The sequence below is a fragment of the Desulfosarcina sp. genome, from assembly GCF_055467485.1.
On the sequence record NZ_JBUOIV010000037.1, the window covers coordinates 11,909 to 34,105 of the forward strand.

Annotated in this window: 15 protein-coding genes; 8 read left to right on the forward strand and 7 right to left on the reverse strand. The window is 57.8% G+C overall.

What is annotated here, in order from left to right:
* Positions 1-31: 31 nt before the first annotated feature.
* Positions 32-1,561: an SDR family oxidoreductase gene (locus ACZCED_RS16650; protein WP_464861234.1), complete on the forward strand. Its 1,530-nt coding sequence runs from the start codon at positions 32-34 to the stop codon at positions 1,559-1,561.
* A 104-nt stretch (positions 1,562-1,665) separates the two neighbouring features.
* Here ACZCED_RS16650 and ACZCED_RS16655 read toward each other — a convergent pair whose 3' ends face one another.
* Together ACZCED_RS16655 and ACZCED_RS16660 are read right to left on the reverse strand one after the other, a co-directional pair.
* Positions 1,666-2,283: an N-acetyltransferase family protein gene (locus ACZCED_RS16655; protein WP_462968550.1), complete on the reverse strand. Its 618-nt coding sequence runs from the start codon at positions 2,281-2,283 to the stop codon at positions 1,666-1,668.
* A complete protein-coding gene (locus tag ACZCED_RS16660) occupies positions 2,259-3,455 on the reverse strand; it encodes a histone deacetylase family protein (protein WP_464861235.1) in 1,197 nt (398 codons plus the stop codon). Before ACZCED_RS16660 ends, ACZCED_RS16655 begins: the two co-directional genes overlap by 25 nt.
* A gap of 322 nt (positions 3,456-3,777) precedes the next feature.
* Between ACZCED_RS16660 and ACZCED_RS16665 the strand changes: the two genes are divergently transcribed.
* Entirely contained in the window at positions 3,778-4,152 is a 375-nt protein-coding gene (locus tag ACZCED_RS16665) for a hypothetical protein (protein WP_464861236.1), read from the forward strand.
* A gap of 60 nt (positions 4,153-4,212) precedes the next feature.
* Here the strand turns inward: ACZCED_RS16665 and ACZCED_RS16670 are convergent, their stop codons facing one another.
* Positions 4,213-4,845, reverse strand: coding sequence for a TetR/AcrR family transcriptional regulator (locus ACZCED_RS16670; RefSeq protein ID WP_462968547.1), 633 nt, complete (start codon positions 4,843-4,845; stop codon positions 4,213-4,215).
* Between the two features lie 419 nt (positions 4,846-5,264).
* On the opposite strand from ACZCED_RS16670, the gene ACZCED_RS16675 reads away from it, so the two are divergent.
* The 3 genes from ACZCED_RS16675 to ACZCED_RS16685 are packed head-to-tail and all read left to right on the forward strand — an operon-like array spanning position 5,265 to position 10,961.
* Complete coding sequence (locus tag ACZCED_RS16675; protein WP_462968546.1) at positions 5,265-6,293, forward strand: efflux RND transporter periplasmic adaptor subunit; 1,029 nt, start codon at positions 5,265-5,267, stop codon at positions 6,291-6,293.
* Between the two features lie 3 nt (positions 6,294-6,296).
* The gene (locus ACZCED_RS16680) at positions 6,297-9,464 is read left to right on the forward strand and encodes an efflux RND transporter permease subunit (protein WP_464861237.1); all 3,168 of its coding nucleotides are present in this window, start codon (positions 6,297-6,299) and stop codon (positions 9,462-9,464) included.
* Between the two features lie 12 nt (positions 9,465-9,476).
* Positions 9,477-10,961 (forward strand): efflux transporter outer membrane subunit, encoded by a 1,485-nt coding sequence (locus tag ACZCED_RS16685; RefSeq protein ID WP_462968544.1) that lies wholly within the window; start codon positions 9,477-9,479, stop codon positions 10,959-10,961.
* A 217-nt stretch (positions 10,962-11,178) separates the two neighbouring features.
* Here the strand turns inward: ACZCED_RS16685 and ACZCED_RS16690 are convergent, their stop codons facing one another.
* Entirely contained in the window at positions 11,179-13,998 is a 2,820-nt protein-coding gene (locus ACZCED_RS16690; protein WP_464861238.1) for a DUF1638 domain-containing protein, read from the reverse strand.
* A 227-nt stretch (positions 13,999-14,225) separates the two neighbouring features.
* On the opposite strand from ACZCED_RS16690, the gene ACZCED_RS16695 reads away from it, so the two are divergent.
* The 3 genes from ACZCED_RS16695 (at position 14,226) to ACZCED_RS16705 (ending at position 17,070) form a co-directional block, all read left to right on the forward strand.
* Positions 14,226-15,527, forward strand: coding sequence for a helix-turn-helix domain-containing protein (locus ACZCED_RS16695; protein ID WP_462968542.1), 1,302 nt, complete (start codon positions 14,226-14,228; stop codon positions 15,525-15,527).
* A 219-nt stretch (positions 15,528-15,746) separates the two neighbouring features.
* Positions 15,747-16,202, forward strand: a complete 456-nt coding sequence (locus ACZCED_RS16700) for a MaoC family dehydratase (RefSeq protein ID WP_462968541.1) — start codon at positions 15,747-15,749, stop codon at positions 16,200-16,202.
* 253 nt (positions 16,203-16,455) lie between these two features.
* Positions 16,456-17,070 carry a C40 family peptidase gene (locus tag ACZCED_RS16705; RefSeq protein ID WP_462968540.1) on the forward strand — a complete coding sequence of 205 codons (615 nt, stop codon included), beginning with the start codon at positions 16,456-16,458 and terminating at the stop codon, positions 17,068-17,070.
* 84 nt (positions 17,071-17,154) lie between these two features.
* Here the strand turns inward: ACZCED_RS16705 and ACZCED_RS16710 are convergent, their stop codons facing one another.
* The 3 genes from ACZCED_RS16710 to ACZCED_RS16720 all read right to left on the reverse strand — a co-directional run bounded on the left by ACZCED_RS16710 (position 17,155) and on the right by ACZCED_RS16720 (position 22,089).
* Entirely contained in the window at positions 17,155-18,414 is a 1,260-nt protein-coding gene (locus ACZCED_RS16710; RefSeq protein ID WP_464861239.1) for an EAL and HDOD domain-containing protein, read from the reverse strand.
* A gap of 104 nt (positions 18,415-18,518) precedes the next feature.
* The gene (locus tag ACZCED_RS16715) at positions 18,519-21,008 is read right to left on the reverse strand and encodes a glycogen/starch/alpha-glucan phosphorylase (RefSeq protein WP_464861240.1); all 2,490 of its coding nucleotides are present in this window, start codon (positions 21,006-21,008) and stop codon (positions 18,519-18,521) included.
* A 268-nt stretch (positions 21,009-21,276) separates the two neighbouring features.
* Positions 21,277-22,089: a GIY-YIG nuclease family protein gene (locus tag ACZCED_RS16720; protein ID WP_462968537.1), complete on the reverse strand. Its 813-nt coding sequence runs from the start codon at positions 22,087-22,089 to the stop codon at positions 21,277-21,279.
* Positions 22,090-22,197: the final 108 nt, after the last annotated feature.

Sequence of the window (22,197 nt, forward strand, 5' to 3'; positions counted from 1 at the left end):
TTTTTTTGATTAATCGGATAAATCAGCAATTATGACTGCAACCGCCAAACCCATCCTGGTTACCGGCGGCACCGGCTATGTGGGCGGACGGCTCATTCCGCGCCTGCTGGCCGGCGACCACCGGGTGCGCGCCATGGCCCGCTCCCCCGAGCGGCTGCGATGCCGGCCCTGGGGCGGCCATGAAAATTTGGAAATTGCCGCCGGTGACGCCCTGGACCGGAATGCGTTCATCCGGGCCGCCAAGGGCTGCGGGACGGCCTATTACCTGATCCATTCCATGAATGCCCACAAGGGGCGTTTTGCCGACGCGGATCGAACGGCGGCAGAAAACATGGTTGCGGCTGCCCAACAACACCAGTTGTCCCGCATCATCTACCTGGGCGGCCTGGGCGAGCCGGATCACGAGGCCCTGAGTCACCACCTCCAATCGCGGCACGAAGTGGAACGAATCCTTCAATTGGGCCCCGCAACGGTCACCAACCTGCGGGCGGCCATGATCCTGGGCTCGGGCAGTGCTTCCTTCGAAATGCTGCGCTATTTGACGGATCGCCTGCCGGTGATGATCACCCCCCGCTGGGTCCAGACGCCCTGCCAGCCCATCGCCATCGGCAACGTGCTGGATTACCTGGAGGGCTGCCTGGCGGTTCCCGAAACGGCCGGCCAGACCTTCGATATCGGCGGACCGGATGTGCTTAGCTACCGGGACATCATTCAGATGTATGCCCGGGAGGCCGGCTTAGGGCGGCGCCTGATCATTCCCGTTCCCGTGCTGACCCCCTGGCTCAGCGCCAAGTGGGTTCATCTGGTGACCCCGGTGCCGGCTGCCATCGCCCAACCCCTGGCCGAGGGATTGAGCATTCCGGTCGTCTGCCGGGACCATCGCATCCGGGACCTGGTGCCGGTCCATCTCATGGATACCCGGCAGACCATCCGCAAGGCGCTGGACCGGATCCGCCAGGAACAGGTCGACACCTGCTGGTTTGACGGCGGCGGCAGTCTGCCACCCGAGTGGACCACCTGCGGGGATGCCAATTATGCCGGCGGAACGGTGCTGGGCGGCGCCCACCGAATCGTCCTGGCGGGTGACCCGGAAACGGTCTGGCCGACGGTTCAGGCCGTCGGCGGAAAGAATGGCTGGTATTTCGCCGACAGCCTGTGGCGGCTGCGGGGCTTAATGGACCGCCTGGCCGGAGGTCCCGGCCTGCGGCGGGGACGCCGCCACCCCACGGACCTGCGCGTGGGCGACGGACTGGATTTCTGGCGGGTCGTCGCCGTGGACGCACCCCATCGCCTGTTGCTGCTGGCCGAAATGAAGACGCCGGGGGACGCCCTGCTGGAGTTCGTGATTACCTCTCAAGGCCAGGGCCGGGTGGAATTGAAGATGGTGTCGCGCTTCCTGCCCCGCGGTCTGGCCGGCATTCTCTATTGGTACGCCCTGCTGCCTACGCACCGCTGGCTGTTCGAAGGCATGCTGCGCGCCGTTGCCGAAAAAACCGCCCTGCCTGTCATCGATGGCCCTGAAAAAGCCCCTTTGGCCTCCCCCCTGGAATGCCGCCTGTAGCACCCATCTTTCAAAATAGTCGGGTTGTCCATGATGACGTCATGAAACCGCTATGCCCACCCACAACCTGGCGGTATGCGCCTCATTGTCGAGATGGGTGCGAATCAGGCTGACGTTGGCGGCGTGGGGAAAATGCTGAGCAGTTTGCACTGGGTCAGGCGACGGTGAATGCGGAATCCCATTTTGGTATGCATGCGGATGGATGCATGCCAATTGCTGTACATGCCTGCAACCATATGGCTGCCACCCTGATCGCGAACAGCCGCCATCAGCGAACCCAATAAGAACGAACCAACGCCCCGTCCGGCAAATTGGGGATGAACGAAAATGTAGACCAGGTAGGACCATCCGGGAGGCAGTTTGAGGGTATACCAGAGCGCGAGTCTGAAATCGGTGAAGGTTGCCCAGGCAAATGCACAGATGCGCTCGTCCTGCTCTAAAACCAGGCAGCGATCTCCCCTGCGCAGCGAGGCCTCCATGAAATCGGTCTCTTTCACAAACCCCTGCAGGGCGTTGATCGCCATCAGGTCATCCGTGCCGGCCCATCGCATGTGCAGTTCCGCCGGCAGGCTGCCGGTCTGGATCGGTTCGTGCAGATCCCTGACCAGTTCTAGCCACTCCTCGCAGGTTTGCATCTTCTTGGCGAGCTGTCTGATGGATTCCCTGAACGGCATGGGAGCGGCGTCCTCCTTTTCGGTCAACTCATGAAATAGGCTCTCCATCTGGAGAGGTTTCCCCTGAAGCGATCCATTCTCGAAGGGACGGCCGTGGGGTCGCCGGTCGATGGCCAGGCCAGGCTTTTCCAGTATTTTCGATGTACCTGTTTAACCCGCCAAAGGACGTAAGCGGTTTTTTTGGGATTCACGGATGCAATGGCATTTTGAATATCGGTCCTCTGCCGGCCGGCCATCTCTCTTAACACCTCGCGCACCGAATCCCTGAGCGCTTCCAGGTTATATCCACCTTCCAGCGTCATCACCAGTTTTCCTTGGCAGCACGCGTCGGCGATGTCCATAAGGATGCGGGTCATGCCGGCAAAACCTGACGGGGTCACTTTCATCCCCCCGAGGGGGTCGTTAAAATGGATGTCGAAACCGGCGCTGACCAGGATGATATCCGGTTTGAACTCCAGGGCGATGGGCTTTAACAACCGTTCGAAAATCATCAGATACTCGCCGTCGCCGAAGCCGGGCAAAAGCGGGACATTCACGGTAAAACCTTTTCCCTTGCCTTTGCCGATCTCGCGCAGACTTCCGCTGTGGGGATAGGTAAAGGCCTGGTGGGTGGAGAAAAAGAGCACCGTCGGATCGCCTTCGAAGCAGTGCTGGGTGCCGTTGCCGTGATGCAGGTCCCAATCCACGACCAGGACGCGTGCCAATCCCAGTTTACTTTGGGCGAAGTGGGCGGCGACGGCCACATTGTTGTACAGGCAGAAGCCCCTGGCTGCGGTCCGTTCGGCATGGTGCCCCGGAGGACGGACCAGGGCGAAGGCGTTGTCCACCCGCCCGTCATGGACGGCTTCGATCGCCCGGCACAGCCCCCCGGCTGCCAGTTGGGCCACTTCGTTGGATAAGGAGGAGGTGCGGGTGTCCTCGTCCAGGTAGACGGATCCGCGCCCCGACGTGGCTTCCAGGCGACGGATGTAATCCGCCGAATGGACGCGCTGAAGCTCGTCCTTTTCAGCCATTCTCGGCAAGATGTCCATAAAACAGCCGCTCAGATCAGGCTCCAGAAGCAGGGCATTGAGCACATCCAGCCGTTCAGGGCATTCCGGTTCACCCGGCCCCATGCAGTGTCCGGCATAGCGCGGATCTTTGAGGATGCCGGTACGTTTTTTGACCACCGGTCCGCTATTCCTTTTTTCGCTTTCGGCAGCCGCGTCAAATTCAATCATGGTGCAATCGTCCCAATGTGGATAGATTCGAAATGCGCGTATATGACCGGCCAGCTCTTAACAAATGGAACACGGATCTCGTCACATCCTGTTGACAGTACGGGACTAAAATAGGGTTGGCATGGCAAGCCTGTCAATGGCGGATGCGCCGGACAAGGAAAACGGCGCTGGCCGCGCCGATGCCGATTGATCGAAATCGACACTGGCGTTATTGTGGCGTTGTTTTGATTTAACTGTGCGCGCTGAGACCGAAAGCACCGCGATTACCATTTTGGGGGATATCCGCAGCCACTTGTGGTATGTTCATCGAAAAGGAGAAAACATGCAATCGGAAAAAAAACTGAAGGCTCAAAAGAAAATTGATCAGGCGTCGGCCAAACTCAAACAAATCGAAGCCGTGAAGGTTAAGGTCGCCACGGAGAGGGTCAAGGCCACGGAAAGGCTGCAGGATTTCAAAGCAAAACTGCCACGTTTGCTGGCCCGAAGAGCCTTGGCGCAGGCCACCGATGGTGAAATATCGGCCATCAAGCGGGAGATTATGGACCTGGAAGCCCTTTTGGATGACCTCCCCCTAACGCTTCAGGGGCTTGATGAGTTGGAGCGACCCATTCGCAACGGCATGCGGGCGCCTCGCCGGCTGTTGTCGACGGCCGGCGGACAGCAGCATCGTCGTGATGAACTCGAGGTCACTGGATAGTGGTGTTCGTGCTAAAAGGGACACGATTGTCCTTCATACGTGGTTGAGTCTTCAACACGATCATCCTGTAAGCTTGCCAACCGCTCGAATCCCTGCCAAAGAGAAGTCAGCGATATGCCGGGCCAGCCGATCGATCAACTTGGGGTCAATCGTCCGGCCCAGCATGTATTCGACATCGCTGTGCTTGATGGTCACGAACATTCGGCACTGATTGACAATGCTCAACTCGCAGAGCCGAATGGTTAGATCCTCTGCTCCCGGCCCGATGATGTTGCGTAGAATATCGTGAAGCTTGCGCCTGCGGGGCTCGATGGTTTCATGCCACGCACCCTGAATCAATCCGGTGGGATTGACCATTTCCATCAAGTAGAGACGACTGAACCGACCCACATTGCCCGTTGCAGTAAAATTCTTGATAAGTTCATGGATATATTGGCGTAAACGGTCTTGGGAAGAACCGGCAGCGGATTCGAAAAAGAGCGCTACTTCAGCGTTTTCCAGGGCGTGCTGCCAGACCTCCCTGTACAAGCTTTTTTTATTTCCGAAATAATAATTCACCGCTGCCACGTTGGCGCCCGCCCGTTTACAAATATCCGCCACCTTGGCAGCGCGATATCCCTTTTCCGCGAACACCTCACCGGCCGCGTTCAACAGCCTCAATCGCGTTTCCTTGCCGTCTTCTCTTTTAGCCATCCCGTTTTCCCCGGTTCCATGCAAAAAGGCTGTCAGTTAAATTGATCTGGCCTTATGGCAAGGGTTATGTAAACGATTGAATTAATCCTTCGCTTGTGGTATTTTCTCGAACTTAAAAAATGATTTAAAATATACATTTTAACTTGTCAAATTCTAATTGTACAGCGCTAAGGAGATCATTCATGCATACGCACCAGAAAGAAGGATCGAATAGAGTGCGCCCGCTACCTATGAATAAAGATGCCAATCCAACAGACGCTGAGCGACGAGCGTCCACTGCACGCCTGTATACAAAACCGATGCTGACCGGTGCTCACAGCCATATATTATTTATATTGCTTACGATTATTTTACTTTCATCTATGATTTCATTCGTTGCCCTTGCCGCTTCACCAGGTTCTGGAAGTGGGCTGCTCCCGATGGTGACCGTAGTGCCGGTTGCCATTCAGGATATCAATCCGCCGACTGAATACATCGGTCACGTCGAGGCGATTCAGGCGGTGGACTTGAGGGCCCGGGTCGTTGGATTCCTGGAGCAGATAAATTTCAAGGAAGGCGACAAGGTGCCTTCCGGAAAATTGCTTTTCGCGATTGAACAGGCGCCTTATCTGGCCCAGGTGGCTGTCGACAAAGCCCAGCTGGCCCAAGCCGAGGCGGAACTGACCCGAGCCGACCAGCATTTGAAGCGTCTTCGGTCGGCGCTTTCGGCGAGCGTTCCGGCCATGGACCTTGACGATGCCGTCGCCGCTCAACTGCGTGCCGAGGCTCAGATAGCAATGGCTCAGGCAAGCTTGAACCGCTCGCTGCTCGACCTGGGCTATACCACCATTAAAGCACCCATCAGCGGACGCATCGGACGGACCGCCTATACCCGCGGCAACTTGGTCGGACCGACATCCAATCCATTGGCGCGGATCGTTCAGGTGGATCCTATCCGCGTGGTTTACTCGATCAGTGACAACAATCTTGCCGCCATCCAAATGGCCATGAACGATGCGGATGAAGGCCGGCAGAGCCCCGCCCTGGTTCCCCGGATCCGTCTGGCCAACGGCACCATTCTCGATACGACAGGCCGAATCGATTTTGTAGACAACGAGATGGATCCCGCCACCGGCACCATTGCGATACGGGCTGAATTCGACAATCCGAAGGGGCATTTGATTCCCGGCCAGTATGTCAGCGTACTGGTCACCTTGACCGAACCCAAGCTGCTTCCGGTAGTACCCCAGGCGGCCGTCTTGGTAAACCAGCAAGGACGCTACGTGCTGGTTGTCGACAGTGAGAACATCGCCCGTGTCCGCCCGATTGTCATCGGTCAAGCTGTCGGATCGATGTGGGCGGTGGAATCCGGTTTGAAAGCCGATGAACGGGTGGTTGTTGAGGGGATTCAGAAGGTAAAACCGGATGCGCCGGTGCAAATCAGTCCCGGCGGGGCACAGGAGAGCTAAGCGATGATTTCGAGTATTTTTATCAACCGGCCCCGCCTGGCGGCAGTCGTGTCGATTTTTATTACGCTGGCCGGACTGATTGCCTTGCTGAACATCCCTGTCGCCCAGTATCCCCAGATCACGCCACCGGAGATCAGGGTTACGGCCACCTATCCCGGCGCCAGCGCCGAAGTCCTGGCCGATACCGTGGGTGCACCCATCGAAAAGGAAGTCAACGGCGTTGAAAACATGCTCTATATGTCATCCTCTTGTTCCAATGCCGGTACTTATACCCTGAGCGTTACCTTCGCAGTGGGCACCGACCCCGATATCGACCAGGTCAACCTGCAAAACCGGGTGCAGCTGGCGACTGCAAAACTTCCACAAGCAGTGGTGGAGCAGGGCGTCAATGTCCGCAGGCGGTCTGCCGATATGATGGCGGCAATCAGTTTCTATTCGCCGGGCAAGAGCCAGGATATGCTCTTTCTGAGCAATTATGTCAGCAATAACGTTAAGGACAGCCTGGTGCGGCTGGAAGGCGTCAGCGATGTCTTTGTCTTCGGAGAGAAGGAGTACAGCCTGCGTATCTGGATGGACCCCGCGCGCCTGACGGCCTTGGGATTGACTGCAGAGGACGTGATGGATGCCGTTCGCAGCCAGAACACTCAGGCCTCGGTGGGTGCTGTCGGGAAAGAACCGGTGGACCTCGGTCAGCAGGTTCAATTTACCCTTCGCGCCAAGGGTCGGCTGACTGACGTTGAAGAGTTCGAAGATATCGTCATCCGCGGCAACAGGCAGGGAGGTATTGTGCGGGTGAAGGACATCGCCCGGGTTGAACTGGCCTCGAAAGACTACGGCAGCCAGTCGGCTTTAAACGGTGCCCCTGCAGTGACCATAGCCGTCTACCAGTCCACCGAAGCCAATGCCCTGGATACAATGGCGGCGGTGAAAGCCGAACTCAATCGGCTTGAAGAACGGATGCCCCAAGATATGGAATACCGGGTGATCCTCGATACCACCAAATACGTCTCGGCGGCCATCGATGAGATCGTCATGACCCTGGGGCTTGTGTCTGTTCTGGTCATTGGTGTCGTCTTTGTCTTTCTGCAGAACTGGCGGGCGACCCTGATTCCGGCGCTGACCATACCGGTGTCCCTGATCGGGACCTTTGCGGTATTACTGGTATTGGGATACAGTGCCAACACCATTTCTCTGTTTGCCCTGATCATGGCCATCGGCCTGGTGGTGGATGACGCCATCCTGGTGGTTGAGAATGTGTATCGCGTCATGCATGAAGAAGGCCTTGACGCCAAACCGGCGGCCATCAAGGCCATGAGACAGGTCACCGGACCGATAATCGCAACGACGCTGGTGCTCTTCGCTGTCTTTATCCCTGTCGGGTTCATGCCCGGCATCACCGGACAGCTTTATCGGCAGTTCGCGGTGACCATGTGCACATCGGTTCTGCTCTCGGCGATCTGTGCCCTGACGCTGAGTCCGGCGATGTGTGCCACGGTGCTCCTTCCGCCCAGACCCCATCTTCGCGGCCCGTTCGCCTGGTTCAACCGCACGCTCGATCTGGCCAGGCGAGGTTATGTCGCCGGCTCCGCCCTGCTAATCCGGCGGCTTACGATAGCCCTGCTGCTTCTTATGGCCATTTTCGGCAGTACCGGGTTTCTTTTTACCCATAGCCCGAACAGTTTTCTGCCGGAGGAGGACCAGGGCTATTTCTTCATGAACATCCAGCTGCCTGAAGCCGCCTCGCTTTTTCGTACCAATACGGTGATGCAACGGGCAACCGACGATATCAAAGGGATCGACGGGGTTGAAAACGTTATTGGTGTTTCGGGTTTCAGTCTGCTGAGCGGTAACGCCGACAATGTGGGATTCGCCATCGCCATCCTCAAGCCCTGGGAAGATCGAAAACGCCCCGACCTGCAGCTGGATTCGATCGTCGGGCAGGCTCAAGGGAAATTATCCGCCATTTCAACCGCCAGCAGCTTTGCATTCGCACCGCCCCCCATTCGTGGACTGGGCAGCAGCGGCGGTTTTGATTTCCGTCTTCAGGCCCGGGAGGGGCAGAGTCCTCAGGACCTGTTCGGTGTGGCCATGTCCATGATGATAGCGGCCAATCAGGACCCGGTGCTGAAACGTGTTTTCACCACCTACACGGCCAACACGCCGCAGATATTTCTGAATATCGATCGAACCCGGGCCGAATACATGGGCGTGCCGGTCGGCAGGATTTTTTCCACCTTGCGCGCCCAACTGGGTTCAGCCTATGTGAATGATTTCAACCTGAAGGGCAGAACCTACCAGGTCAAGGTCCAGGCAGAAGCCCCTTTCCGTGATTCGACAGCAGATATCGAGCGTCTTTACGTGCGCAGCAACAATGGAAAAATGGTTCCCCTCAAGGCCCTGCTGACCATGGAACAGATTCTCGGCCCTCAGCTCGTCAGCCGTTACAACCAATTTCCCAGCGCCCAATTCAACGGCAATGCGGCGCCGGGTTTTTCCTCCAGCCAGGCCATGGCAGCCATGGAGCAAGTGGCTTCCACGACCCTGCCGCCTGGCTTCAGTTACGACTGGTCATCCATGTCTTTTCAGGAGCGCGAAGCGGGCGGCCAGGTGGTTTGGCTGTTTGCCCTGGCATTGATTTTTTCCTACCTTTTCCTGGTCGGCCAGTACGAGAGCTGGAATCTTCCCCTTGCAATCATCGTCTCCATTCCGGTGGCGACCATGGGGGCCTTGGCCGGGCTTTGGTTTTTGCATATGCCGCTTTCCATCTATGCCCAGATCGGCCTGGTGCTGCTGGTTGGGCTGGCCGCTAAAAATGCCATTTTGATCGTCGAGTTTGCCCATGATCGCCGAAGGGAGGGGCTTTCGGTGGTTGATGCCGCCGTGGATGGCGGTCGAATCCGTTTCCGGCCCGTCCTGATGACATCGTTAACCTTCATTCTCGGCGTCGTCCCCATGATTATCGCCACGGGCGCCGGAGCAGGCAGCCGTCGGGCGATCGGCACAACCGTCTTCTCCGGCATGCTGGCTTCAACCGTGCTCGGAATATTTCTGATACCGGTGCTGTATTATGTCTTTCAGTCATTGCGCGAAAAGGGCAATGCCTGGCGGCAACGGCACAGGAAAAAAGAGGCAACCGAATCGATCGAAAAATACGAGCAACCGACCACATAGGGCGAGAAAATCATGAAGGATCCCAATCGAAACAGCGCCGAACCAGCCATGATCGCCAAACGCTCCAGAAGGATGCGTTGGCCGTCGATTGCCATGGGACTGATCTTGATCGGTTGTGCGGCGGTGGGTCCGGACTATACACCGATCAAACCCGATGGGCCGGAAACATGGAATGCCGAAATGGCCGGCGGGCTCACCTCCAACCCACCGGATCCCGACACGCTTGCCGGCTGGTGGACGATATTTAACGACCCTGAACTGTCCAGCCTCGAAGAACGGGCGGTCAACGGAAATCTTGAATTACAGACCGCACGATCCCGTATCCGGGAGGCCAGGGCGTTAAGGGGTGTCAGCCAGGCCAGGCTGTTCCCTACCGTGGGAGCCAATGCAGCGGTGTCAAAAATACGCAGCAATGAATCCGGTGGCACCGGGTCCGAGTTCGAATATTACTCAGCCGGTTTCGATGCCGGTTGGGAACTGGATATCTTCGGTGGGCTGAGACGATCCATCGAAGCATCCCAGGCCGATCTAGAAGCCAGCCAGGTGAATTTGCACAACGTGATGATCAGCCTCATGGCTGAAGTGGCTTTGAACTACGTGGATGTGCGCATCTACCAGGCCCAGCTGACACTCACCCGAGCCAATATCAAAACGCAGGAAGAAACCTATTCCCTCAACCAGTCACGAAACCAGGCAGGTATCATCGATGAGCTTGCCGTTCAGGAATCCCTTCGCATCCTGGAGAGTTCCCGGTCCCAGATCCCATCCATAGAGACGAGGTTGTCAGCGGCAAAAAATCGCCTGGCCGTGCTGCTGGGCAAGCAACCCGGTGAATTCGCCCAAGAGCTGGCCGGGGAGAAGGCAATACCGGCCCTTCCGGCAACCCTTGCTGTTGGGATACCGGCCGAGACCCTGAGGCGTCGTCCGGATATCCGTTTCGCTGAGCGACGTGTTGCGGCCCAGACTGCAAGGATCGGCGCGGCCACGGCAGATCTGTATCCCAAATTCTACCTGGCCGGCACCATCGGCATTGAATCGATCGATAGTGGCGATTTACTGGATTGGAGCAGTCGGGTCTGGAGCATCGGCCCGCGAGCCTCGTGGCAGATATTCGATGCCGGGTCAATCCGCCAAAACATTGAGGTGCAGAACGCCCGTCACGAACAGGCCTTGATTCAATACCAGGCAACCGTTCTCAAGGCCCAGGAGGAGGTGGAAAACGCTTTGGTCGCATATGCCAAGGAACAGCACCGTAGGGATTCCCTGGAGAAGGCCGCCACTGCCGCTCAGCGGGCGGAACTGCTGGCCAGGGATAAATACCAGGCGGGACTGGTGGATTTCAATAATGTCCTGGACGCACAGCGTTCACTGCTTCTTCTACAGAATGAATTGAACCAGAGCACCGGCGCCGCAACAACCAATTTGGTGCGCCTCTACAAATCTTTAGGCGGTGGCTGGAAATATGCGGCGTCGGTGGAAGGTCGGTCAACCCATTAAATTGATTGAAACGTCAAGCGTCCATGCCGGCGCCAAAACCGGGTATGTATTGATGGCCTCCCCTTTCAATCTGACAGGGTTGTGACATAAGCCTTATCCGCCGAAGATGAAAGTAGCTGCTTGAACGGTATTTTTGGTTCGAGGCGACCTTAACGGAAGTACAGTCATTGTCAAAGGATTGCTGATTTCCATATCGATCGGTCGCGGCGGCTGTCAATCACCCGGACATGGCTGCCGGGGCCTCGGCCACAACCCGGTCGGGCGGACCGGTGAGCCGTGCCTTGAGGACCCGGCCGATAAAGATCGGATGGCCGCCGGCATCCACGGGGAGTTGATCCTCGGTTTCGATGGTGACCGTTCGGGTGCTGGTGCCGGCCTCCATGGCCAGGGTCCTGACCATGCCGGCCAGTTCGTTTTTGGCAAATTGGTCGGCCTCTTCGAAGACGTTGAAGCGTCGGGCGCCGGCAAGGCCCTCGATGAGAAACCCGCTGCCGCCGCCGGGAATGATACGCACCTGGCGTTCGATGACGACGTTGCTGGTGATGGCCCCGATGGCGTTGGCCACGTCGGCATGCTCGGGAAGCACAGCCCGGGCGCCGATCATGGCCGCGGCCCGGGGAAGGAAAAAGGCGATGGGCGCACCGATGCCGATCACCGGCCGCTTGAAATCGATGTGCAGGCGATAGTGGCTGTTCCCGCCGGAAAAAACGTTGTTCATCAGGGCTTTGCAGACCGGGCAGCTGTGCAGGGCTTCGGGGTCGACCTCGTCGTCCAGTTGGCGCTTCAAAATTTCCAGGGCCAGGTTTCGCGACACGGTTTCCAGTAGTTCAATCCGCAGCGCCGTTTCATCCTTTTTGCTCAAGGCCGCGATCAGTTTAAAAAACTGCCCAGCCGCCGCCGTGTTCCAGCGTTGGAATTCACCGGCGACATGCAGCAGGTCGGTCGGGGTCAGGCCGCAGCGTTGGACGACAAAGTTTTCTTCCAGCCGCTCCAGGGGGAGGTGGCGGTCAATAAGAACGCCGGTATGGCGGGCCAGTTCGTCGATGGATCGCGGCCGCTTTTCAAGCAGGGACAGGATCCTTTTTTCCATTTCCGTGGGGTGGAGATGATCCGCGGCCCCGGTAAGGGCGAGGATCTGCATATTGCGGGTGGAGGTTTCAAAGCTGCGCAGGCGCGTGCTCAGGTAATCGATGGCTTCATCGGCACCGGTGAAACTGGATCCCAGCCAGGCAATGGGTGCCACCCGGCGGGGGCCGATGGAAAAGATGCCCTTCTCCCGGTCGATCAGGCTGTCCCCACCTAATCCGGCGGTGCGGATGTCCAGGGCCCGCACATGGGTTCGCCGACCGGCCACGGTGGACCCGGTGCTGCAGACGCGCACGCTGCCATGAGCCACCACCGCCGTGTCCGTGGTGGTGCCGCCCACATCCACCACCAGGGCATCCTCGATACCGGTGAGGTGCCTGGCGCCGGCCACGCTGGCCGCCGGCCCGGAGAAGATGGTCTCCACCGGACGGACTTTGGCCATTGCCGCCCGCATCAGGGTGCCGTCTCCTTTGACCACCACGATGGGCGCCCGGATGCCTATGGCCTGCAATGCTTTTTCGAGGTTGGCGATGAGCTTGCCCAATCGGGGGACGATCCGGGCATTCAACACGGCCGTCGTCGCCCGGATCTTGAAATCGAGGATGCTGGACAATTCATGACCGCAGGTAACGAACAGGCCCGTCTCCGAGCGGATGATGCGCCTGACGGTGTTTTCGTGGTCCGGATTGATGGCACCGGCAAAACCGGAAACGGCAAAGGCATTGACCCGGTCCTTCTCCACCATGCGCCTGACGGTTTCCCGCACCCGGCTGGTGTCGACGGGTTCGATTTCCTCGCCGGATATAGACAGGCGGCCGGGAACCTGCGCCTTGGGTTCATGGGGGTAATCCGCAGGATCGTAAACACCATAAGGCGGCATGAGTAACAGGCCCACCTTCTGTCCGTCGCCCTCCACGATGGCGTTGGTGGCCAGGGTCGTGGACAGGGCCACCATCTCCACCTGTTTCAGCTGGCTCGGATCCAGTTTTTCAAGGGCCCGGCCGATACCGATGGTAAAATCCCAGCGGGTGGTCAGCGCCTTGCCCTTGCATGGCGTCGTTCCGGTTTTAAAATCGTAGATGACGGCATCCGTATAGGTGCCGCCGGCATCGATGCCCAATCCGATGGCGGCGGTGTGCGGCAAGGATGGGGGATCGTCGGCGAAAATAACCGTGCCCGAGTCATCGGCGGGTCTGCCTTCCCACAAGGGATGCGATGAGAGGGTGCCCGTCACGGCATCGAAGTCGATCGCATGGTGGGGTTCGACAAAGAGGACCTCATCCGTGGTCCGGGTGCCGACCAGCATTTTTTCGATCAGATCCCGGCTGCCGGCGATTTTCTCATACGTCCATCCATAAGCCTCGGCCATCTCCCTGGCGTGGGCCTCGCTTGTCGATCCACTTCGGGAACCGGTGTCGATATAGGCGGCCCGCTGATAATTTTTCTGCCATGAGTTGAGAAACGCGATCGTGCGGTCCGCCGCCTGGTCGCCGTACCGGCGGGCGATGTCGTCAAAATGCACCCGCTTGTCGCCATACCAGGCCTGCAGCTTGCGTTGGGAGACCGGGACGGCCTTTTCCTCGTGCCATCCGGCGGAAATATAGTAGGTCCCGGGGAATTTGTTGAACTCCCTGCGGTAGGACGCTGCACCGCCCAGGAACATGGCGATGCAGTCATGCACTTTGGGGATGCTCAAGGGAATGTCGCGGGACTGGATGCCGACAGTGCCCCTGCCGCAGACGCCGTAACCGATGACGATCCGCCCGGCTTCGCCGGCAGCCGACACCTCATCGATGGCGTTCTGGAGTTTCTGCTTCAATAAATCCGGCCGTTCATGAAGGCCGGCTTCCAGAAATTTAAAATCGACCGCCAACCCCAACTGCCTGGCGGCGTATTTCATGTCCACACCCAGAACCGCACATCCGATGACGACTATTTTGGTTGGTCTCACTGCATCTCCTTCTGGTTATCCGCACACACCGATGCCGCCTGTAATGATTTTAAGGTTATTTGGCAACCTTTTTCCAACAGTAATGTGGAATTTCAGCAGGTGCAATGCCTGTAAGACCTCCCTGCCCCCTTTTTTATCTTTCGTGGAGGCCATCAGTTAGTGTATCGTGCTGGCCATCAACCAATTGTCAACCCGCTTAACAGTCAATCCGATCAGGGGCAGCAGCCATGTTTAAAAAGAAAATCCGTGTCTCCTCGGGCGTCGACCGGCTCGACCGTCAATTGGGCGGCCTGTTTATCGGCGATAACGTGGTCTGGTACGACAATGCCGGCAGCCTGGCCTCGATCTTCAGCCTCAATTTCATCCAGGAATCCCAGCGTCAGAACAAGTCATTGATCTACATCACCTTTGACCGATCCCCCAGGACCCTGCTTGAAGATCTGGGGCCGCTGGCGGAAAATCAGCATCTGACCATCCTGGACTGTTTTACCCACGGTAAAGGGGACGGCAGCGAGGTGTTCAGCAAATTTTATCAAAAAGACGGTGCGCAGTGGCCTTACCAGATCGTGCGGATCAATGAGCCAGGAAACCCGCATGTGGTCTCCGAGGCCTTCTACAAGCTCCACGGGACCCTGACAGGGGACGTCCGGTTCGTCTTCGATTCGCTCACCGGCATGCAGGACTTGTGGGGCGGGGAAGAAGCGATCCGGAAATTTTACTCACATGCCTGTCCGCGCCTCTATGAACTGGACACCATCGCCTACTGGATCATGGAAAAAGGCGCCCATTCGGAACGCCTGAGGGCCAGCATCAACCAGATTGCCCAGGTGGCCATCGACCTTTCCCTGAACCGCGGGAAGTCGGCCCTGACCATCCTCAAGGCGGACAAGCGCAAACCCGATGCGTTGAACCGCCCGCTGGTGTACTGGAACGACGGCCTGGACGTGGTCTTCGAAACCGAAACGGGCAAAGGCGGAAATATCGATCTGGGCGGACGGGTGAAGCAGCTTCGAAATCGTCAGGCCATGCCCCAGAAGGAGCTGGCCGCCCTGGTGGGCGTGACCCCCAGCACCATCTCCCAGATTGAAAGCGGCACCATTTATCCCTCACTGCCGGCATTGTTTAAAATCGCCCAGGTGTTGAACCTGCCGGTGTCAGCTTTCTTCCAGGATCGACCAACGGCGGCCGACCAGGTGGTCTTTTCCGGCGGCGGCACCCGAATCGACCTTTCCGATCTGCCGAAACGGGATGTAACGGGCTACCGTCTGAGTCCGGCGGATTTCGATGCGGACGCCGAACCCTACCTGATAGAGATCGTTGCCGGGAAAAGGCTGTCCGCCCATTTTTTTATCCATAAAGGCCAGGAGATGGGGTATCTTCTTGAAGGCCGGCTGGAACTGAAAATCGGCAATCGGTTGCACCAGGCCGGGCCGGGGGACGTCATCTACCTGACCAGTGATTTGCCCTCCCAGTGGAAAAACACGGGCAAGGACATGGCCAGGTTGTTATGGGTGAAAATAAAAAAATGAGGGTTCGAGGATCCAAGGGGGCATGGAAATGCGCAACGATGTCGCGGGTTATACTATTGGCTGCCACCGAGGAAATCTTTTTATCCATGAACAGGTCAACTGATGGCTTCCCTGTAAACTGGAACCTGCAGCCCGGCCCAATGGCTAAACGATTGACTGCATTCACTCGACCCCGGGCCCCCTCGAATACTTGAACCCTTCAGAAAACGGAGTTTTCCCATGAATGATATCCGCCGCCGAACCGCCGCCGGGCTTCATGCCGGCGACACATTCACCCTTACCCGGACGTTCACCGAAAAGGATGTCGAGGCCTTTACCGAAGTGACCCGGGATCATAACCCCATTCATTTCAGCAAACGGTTCGTCGACCTCAAAGGGTTCAGCGGCCGGATCTGTCACGGCCTTCTGGTGGGCGGCATGATCACCGAGGTGGGCGGCCAGATGGGGTGGCTGGCCTCGGGCATGAATTTCCGTTTCATCAAACCAGTCTACTTCAACGATACCATCACCTGCCGCTGTACCCTCACTGCCGTAGATGAGAAGAACCGGGCGCAGGCCGACGCCGTCTTTACCAACCAGCACCAGGAGATCGTCCTTGAGGCCAGCCTGTTCGGTGTCCTGCCCAACAGCCGGGAACGCCAGGTGCTTCAGGATCTGCTCGATAGCGGATCCTGACTTCCGATGCATGTCTCGCGACTTGCGCCGCAAGGGGTCCGGATGCGGGCATGCGGTCGTCTGACTGCGATCTTAAAAAGCGTTTGTCACCATGTCATCCATTCTGATACCAAGGGTACGGTGCTCCACCCGTGCTTCCCGTATTGCCTGCTCCAAAATAGATCCCATTGATACCCATAATGCCATCGCCGGTCGATCCTTGCGCCGGCGGCAGGCGGCATGACGACAACCCTTTAGATGGAGGAATTGACGGATGGCGACCTACGAGGATGTGAGAGACGACCTGGACACCGGTGACATCGTGCTGTTTTCGGGAAAAGGCCTGATCAGCATGGGGCTGAAGATCGGTGCGCTGTGCTCCTGGTCCCATGTGGCCATGGTGGTCAGGGTCAGGGAACCGGACGTGGCATTGCTGTACCAGACCACACCGGTATGCAAGGCCAAGGATTTTTTTGAAGGAACCCTGAAAAACGGTGTACAGATCAACGTGATGAGTGAAGCGGTCAACGGGTACAACGGAAAGGTGGCCGTCCGGCATCTCAGTGTCACCCGCACCCCTGAAATGCTGGATGCCCTCTCCCGTTTTCGCCAGGAGGTGAGAGACCGCCCTTATGAGGAGCACATCATCCAGATGGTCAAGGCCGTGTGGGAAGGGCCGCTGGGCCATGTGGAAGAGGACCTGTCCAGCCTGTTCTGCAGCGAACTGGTGGCCGAGGCGTACCAGCGCATGGGATTGCTCGAGTCCAATGAATGCGGCGGCGCCCCCTGTACGGAATACACCCCCAAAGATTTTTCATCCGAAGGCGGTAACATCGAACTGCTGCTGGATGCCACGCTTGGCGAGGAGATGGTGATCAAGAACGGGTAGCCGGATAGCCCCGACCGCCATTTTTTCTAAAGCGCGATCTTTTTTCGACAGGCGGTTTCCGGGTTCGTGGAGCGCGTGGCCCATCTACCCGGCCTGCATGGATGTCAGTTGGTCCGCCCATTCCACGGCGTCTTTGAATGCCGCGGTTACTTTGCCCCGGTTCAGGTTGAGCCGCTGCATCATGCCGTCGGCATCCTCCCAGCGGTTCTCTTCGAGGCACTGGGCAAGCTGGACCAGGGGCAGATACTCATTGTTGGCATCCCGGCGCAGGGCATCCTTGAGCTTGTCCTCGATGGGCAGAAACGTGACGATTTCGTCCATGGGCGTGCCCAGCATGGTGTCCAGCAGGGAGAACAGGCCCAGCAGGTGCAGGCTTTCCGGATCGAACCCCCAGAAATCATGACGCCGGGACACCAGCTCCAGGAATTTTCCGCGCTGAGCCGAGAGCTGGAGCAGATCCGGGGCCGCCGCTGACTCGCTCATGTCGTTGAGCAGGACGACCCGCAGCCAGTTCTTCAGCTTCGACCACCCTAAGAGCCGTATGGCGTGATGGATGGATTTGATTTTCTGGGAGAAACCGAAAGCCGCCGAATTCAGGTAGGTGAGCAGGCGGAAGCTGATGGCGGCATCGGATTGAATGGTTTCCGCCAGTGCGTCGATGTCCGGGTCCCGCTGCTCGATACGCTGCAGCAGCTTGAGGCGCGATGCCGCGCTGGAGGTCATCTTATGGACCGTGATGGTGTCCGGTTGCTTGAAAAAGGCCCCTTCGAACAGGGTGACGCCAACTTCCCGGCACATGGCGAACCCGGCGGCGTCATCTACCTGCCGGGCCAGCAGCCGGGCATCCACATCGTGAACGCTTGCCAAAAGGGTCGCCACCTCCGCCCTCTGCCTGCCGATCACCGGCACGGCGATGATATCCGCCAGCCCATAAAGCCCATCGAACTGTGGATCCCCGCTGAATCCGCGAACGGCAATGAGATAGCCGTTGGACTTGAGGCGTTCCAGCATCCCCGGCATATCGGGCCGCAGAAAAACCCGCTCATCCACCTGAACGGCGGCATGCACCGGAGGCAGGGCATAGGGCATGTCGTCAAGGATGCCCATTTCATCAAAGTTGAGCATGATTTTCTGTCCCTGTTTCAGGATCTGCTGGAGCCCCATATAGGCGCTGGCCGCAACGCTGATCGCCGTAGTTTCCCGCTCGAGATCCGGCCCTGCCAACGATTCTTCACCCACACAAAACAATTCATATCCCCACAGTCGGCGGTTCTCATCAAATATGGGCTGCCGGGCGATGGATACCGACGTGGAAGGGGATGACGGTGTTGATTCTTCGGGCATGCGCGTGACCTCCTAGTCAACATCAGGTGAATTGGCTGAAGGTGGAAGGTATTTAGCGGGAGCGTTCGATTGCTGCCGCTGCCTTCTGGCTTCAGTCTGAAATGTTATTCTTCTTTTTCCACCGCCGCCAGCGGCTTGAGCCCCCAGATGTTATCGGCGTATTCCATGACCGACCGGTCGCTGGAAAATTTTCCCATGCGGGCGGTGTTGAGGATCGATTTTCTGGCCCATTCATCCTTGTCCAGGAAGAGCCGGCTGACGGCTTCCTGGGCGGTCACGTAGGCCCGGAAGTCGGCCAGCAGCATATAGTAATCCCCCCTGTACAACAGTGATTCCATAATGGGTGAAAAGAGATACGGATCTTCCGGCGAAAAGTCACCCCGGCTGATGCTGTCAAGGGTCTGCCGCAGTTCGGCGTCGCTGTCGTAGTAGGTCTGCGGGTTATAGCCCCCCTTGCGAAGGGCCGTGACCTGGTTCGCTGTCAGGCCGAAGATAAAGATGTTTTCCTCGCCGACCTCTTCCATGATTTCGATATTGGCGCCGTCCAGAGTGCCGATGGTCAATGCCCCGTTCAGCGACATCTTCATGTTGCCCGTTCCCGAGGCCTCCAGGCCGGCGGTGGAAATCTGTTCGGACAGGTCCGCCGCCGGGATGATCTTTTCAGCCTGGGAGACACAATAGTTGGGCAGAAACACCACGCGCAGTTTTCCCTGGACGTCCGGGTCGCTGTTGGTTCTTGCGGCCACCGCATTGATCAACTTGATGATGCGTTTGGCCTGATGGTAAGCCGGGGCGGCCTTGCCGGCAAAAATGACGGTTCGCGGCACCATGGGTGCATCGGGGTTCGCGCGGATACGGTGATACAGGGCGATCACATGCAGGACATTGAGCAGCTGGCGCTTGTACTCATGGATGCGCTTGACCTGCACGGAAAACAAGGTGTCCGGATCGACGCCCACACCGATTTTTCTCAGGATATAGCGTGCCAGCCGCTTTTTGTTGTCCCGCTTGGTTTTGATCCAGTGCTGGCGGAAGGCGGCATCCTCGGCCAGGGGTTCCAGTCTTCGAAGTTGGGCCAGGTCGGTGATCCACCCGGGGCCAATGGTGTCGTTGATCAGCTTGGCCAGCGGCGGGTTGGCCTGGGCCAGCCAGCGGCGGGGCGTGATGCCGTTGGTGACATTGGCAAGACGGCCGGGAAACAGGATGTCGAAGTCCTTGAACAGCTCTTCCTTGATGATTTTGCTGTGAAGTTCGGCCACGCCATTGACGGTGTGGCTGCCCACGATAGCCAGGTGGGCCATGCGGACCCGCTGCTGTCCCCCTTCGACAATCAGGGAAACCCGTTGCGCAAGGCTGCTGTCACCTATTTTTTGGGAGTCGACCATGGCCAGGAAACGGCGGTTGATCTCAAAGATGATCTCCATGTGCCGGGGCAGGATCCGTCGGATGAGGTCAACGGGCCAGCTTTCCAGCGCTTCGGGCAGTACCGTGTGGTTGGTGTAAGCGAAGGTTTTTTCGCAGATGGGCCATGCCTCGGCCCATCGCAGGCCCTCCTCGTCCATGAGCAGGCGCATGAGTTCGGGAATGGCGATAGCCGGGTGGGTGTCGTTGAGCTGGATGGCGACGAAATCGGGCAGTTCGGAAAACGCCCGGTTCATTTTCCTGTGCCGCCGCAGAATATCGGCCAGGGTGGCGGCCACGAAAAAGTACTGCTGTTTCAGACGAAGCTCCCGGCCCTGTTCCATCTCGTCACTGGGATAGAGCACACCTGAGATATTTTCACTGAGGACCTTGGCTTCGACGGCGCCGATGTAGTCTCCCTGGTTGAATTCGTCCAGGTTGAACTCACGGCTCGACTGGGCCCGCCATAAACGCATGTTGGTGACGAAATCATCTCCGTAGCCGGGGACGAGAATGTCGCAGGCCATGGCCATGACCGTTTCGCCGTCGACCCAACGGTGGCATTGGCGGCCGGACGCATCGGCGTAGGTCTCGGTACGGCCGAAAAACCGCACGGGTCTTAAATATTCTCCCCGTCGGATTTCCCAGGGAGTCCCTTTACGGGACCAGTTGTCGCACTGTTCCCGCTGCCAGCCGTTTTCGATCGTCTGGTGGAAGATGCCGTAGTCGTAGCGGATGCCGTAGCCGTAGCCGGGAAGGTCCAAGCAGGCCAGGGAGTCCATGTAGCACGACGCCAGGCGTCCCAGGCCGCCGTTTCCCAGACCCGCATCCCACTCCTCCTCTTCCAGTTCGTCCAGATCGAATCCCATCTCCTCAACCGTTTGGCGGGCTTCGTCCACCATCTTCAGGCTGATCAGATAGTTCATCAGAAAACGGCCCGGCAGGAATTCCAGGGAAAGAAAGTAGACCCGTTTGGCCAGGGTGTCGTACTGGGAGCGCTGCGTGCGGATCCATCGGTCGATGAGACGGTCGCGAATGCTGTAGGCCAACCCCATGAAACAAGCATGGCGGTTGGGTTTTTGCGGATCCCTGGCCATGGTGAAGCGGATGTGACGTTGAATTTCGTCTTTCAGCGTCATGGCTGAATTCAAGCCAGCATGGCTGGCGCTGCTCGCTTCCGGATTCGTTGGCATGGGGTTAGCCTCCTGAGATGAATTAAAACGACTGTCTGCAAGGTTTGTCGACATACGAAGGATAGTCATCGTCTACCCTGATTGGGCTGAAAGGAGAGCTATTCAGACAGGAAAACAGCATCATACACGCGGTGCCTGTTTTGCCCCGGGGCGGTCAGGCGAGTGGGCGAACAGGGAAGACGTTGATAAAGTTAACCCAATGCGGCCGTTAAATCAACGCCAATTCCACCTTCAGGCCGGCGCAAGGGCTCCAAAACCGGCGGTTTTCTCATTTTTCATTGTGGCCGAACGCGACCGACTGCAGCACGTCTTTCCAATGCTCCGTTCTGGAAAGGACATAGTCCTTGCTTACCTTCAAATCGCAGATTTCGAGAATCGAAAACTGGAAATTGAACTGGTAGTCACCCACCTCGCGGCTCAGCAGCCGTTGAAGGGATTTGACATCCCCGTGACCGTTGATGGCAAAAGAGACCCACTGGTGCCATATGGTGTCTCCGCCATGGGCACTGCCGACAAAATGTTTGCCGGTGTGCTTATCCGTAACCAGATAAACCCCGCTCACATTGCTCAATGCGCCTTTCCACTGCGGCATGTTCTTTCTCACGACGGTGCGCAGCAGCCGGTAGGGCAGGATCACGGCATTGTAGCCCGGAAAGTCCGACATCCGCATCCGTTTTTCGCGGATTTCAGACACCAGCAGCTTGTCAATGTACTTGGTGCCGATCAGGTGGGAGGCGATAAAACGCTTGCGGAACTGGATGACCAGGCGGCCGGTGAGATGCTCGACGCCGGGCATCTCCTTGGTGCCATATTCGAACCAGCTATTCTCTCCCTCTTTGCGGTGCTTGACGCCAAGCACCGCAAAGAGGCCGGCAAAAAGCCATTTGTCGTCCTGCAGATGAATCAGGGAGATAATTTCATCGCATCGAAAATTCTGCTGGTTCTGATGCTCCTGCCAGGCCTTGAAGCGGCCTTCGAAGAAGGCCTCCAATGGGGAATCATCCCTGCCCGCCGCACAGTGGATTTTGTAGCTGTTCAAGTACACGCCGGCAATCTTAAGCAGATCGATGAGTTTGATCATTTTGAGGCTCCAATCGTACTCGGTTAATCGTAGCAACCCGTAGCGTAAGCTGGCATGGCTGAGAAAGAATCTTCACCGGCAATCGTCCCTGCCGAGGAAGGCCGCGAT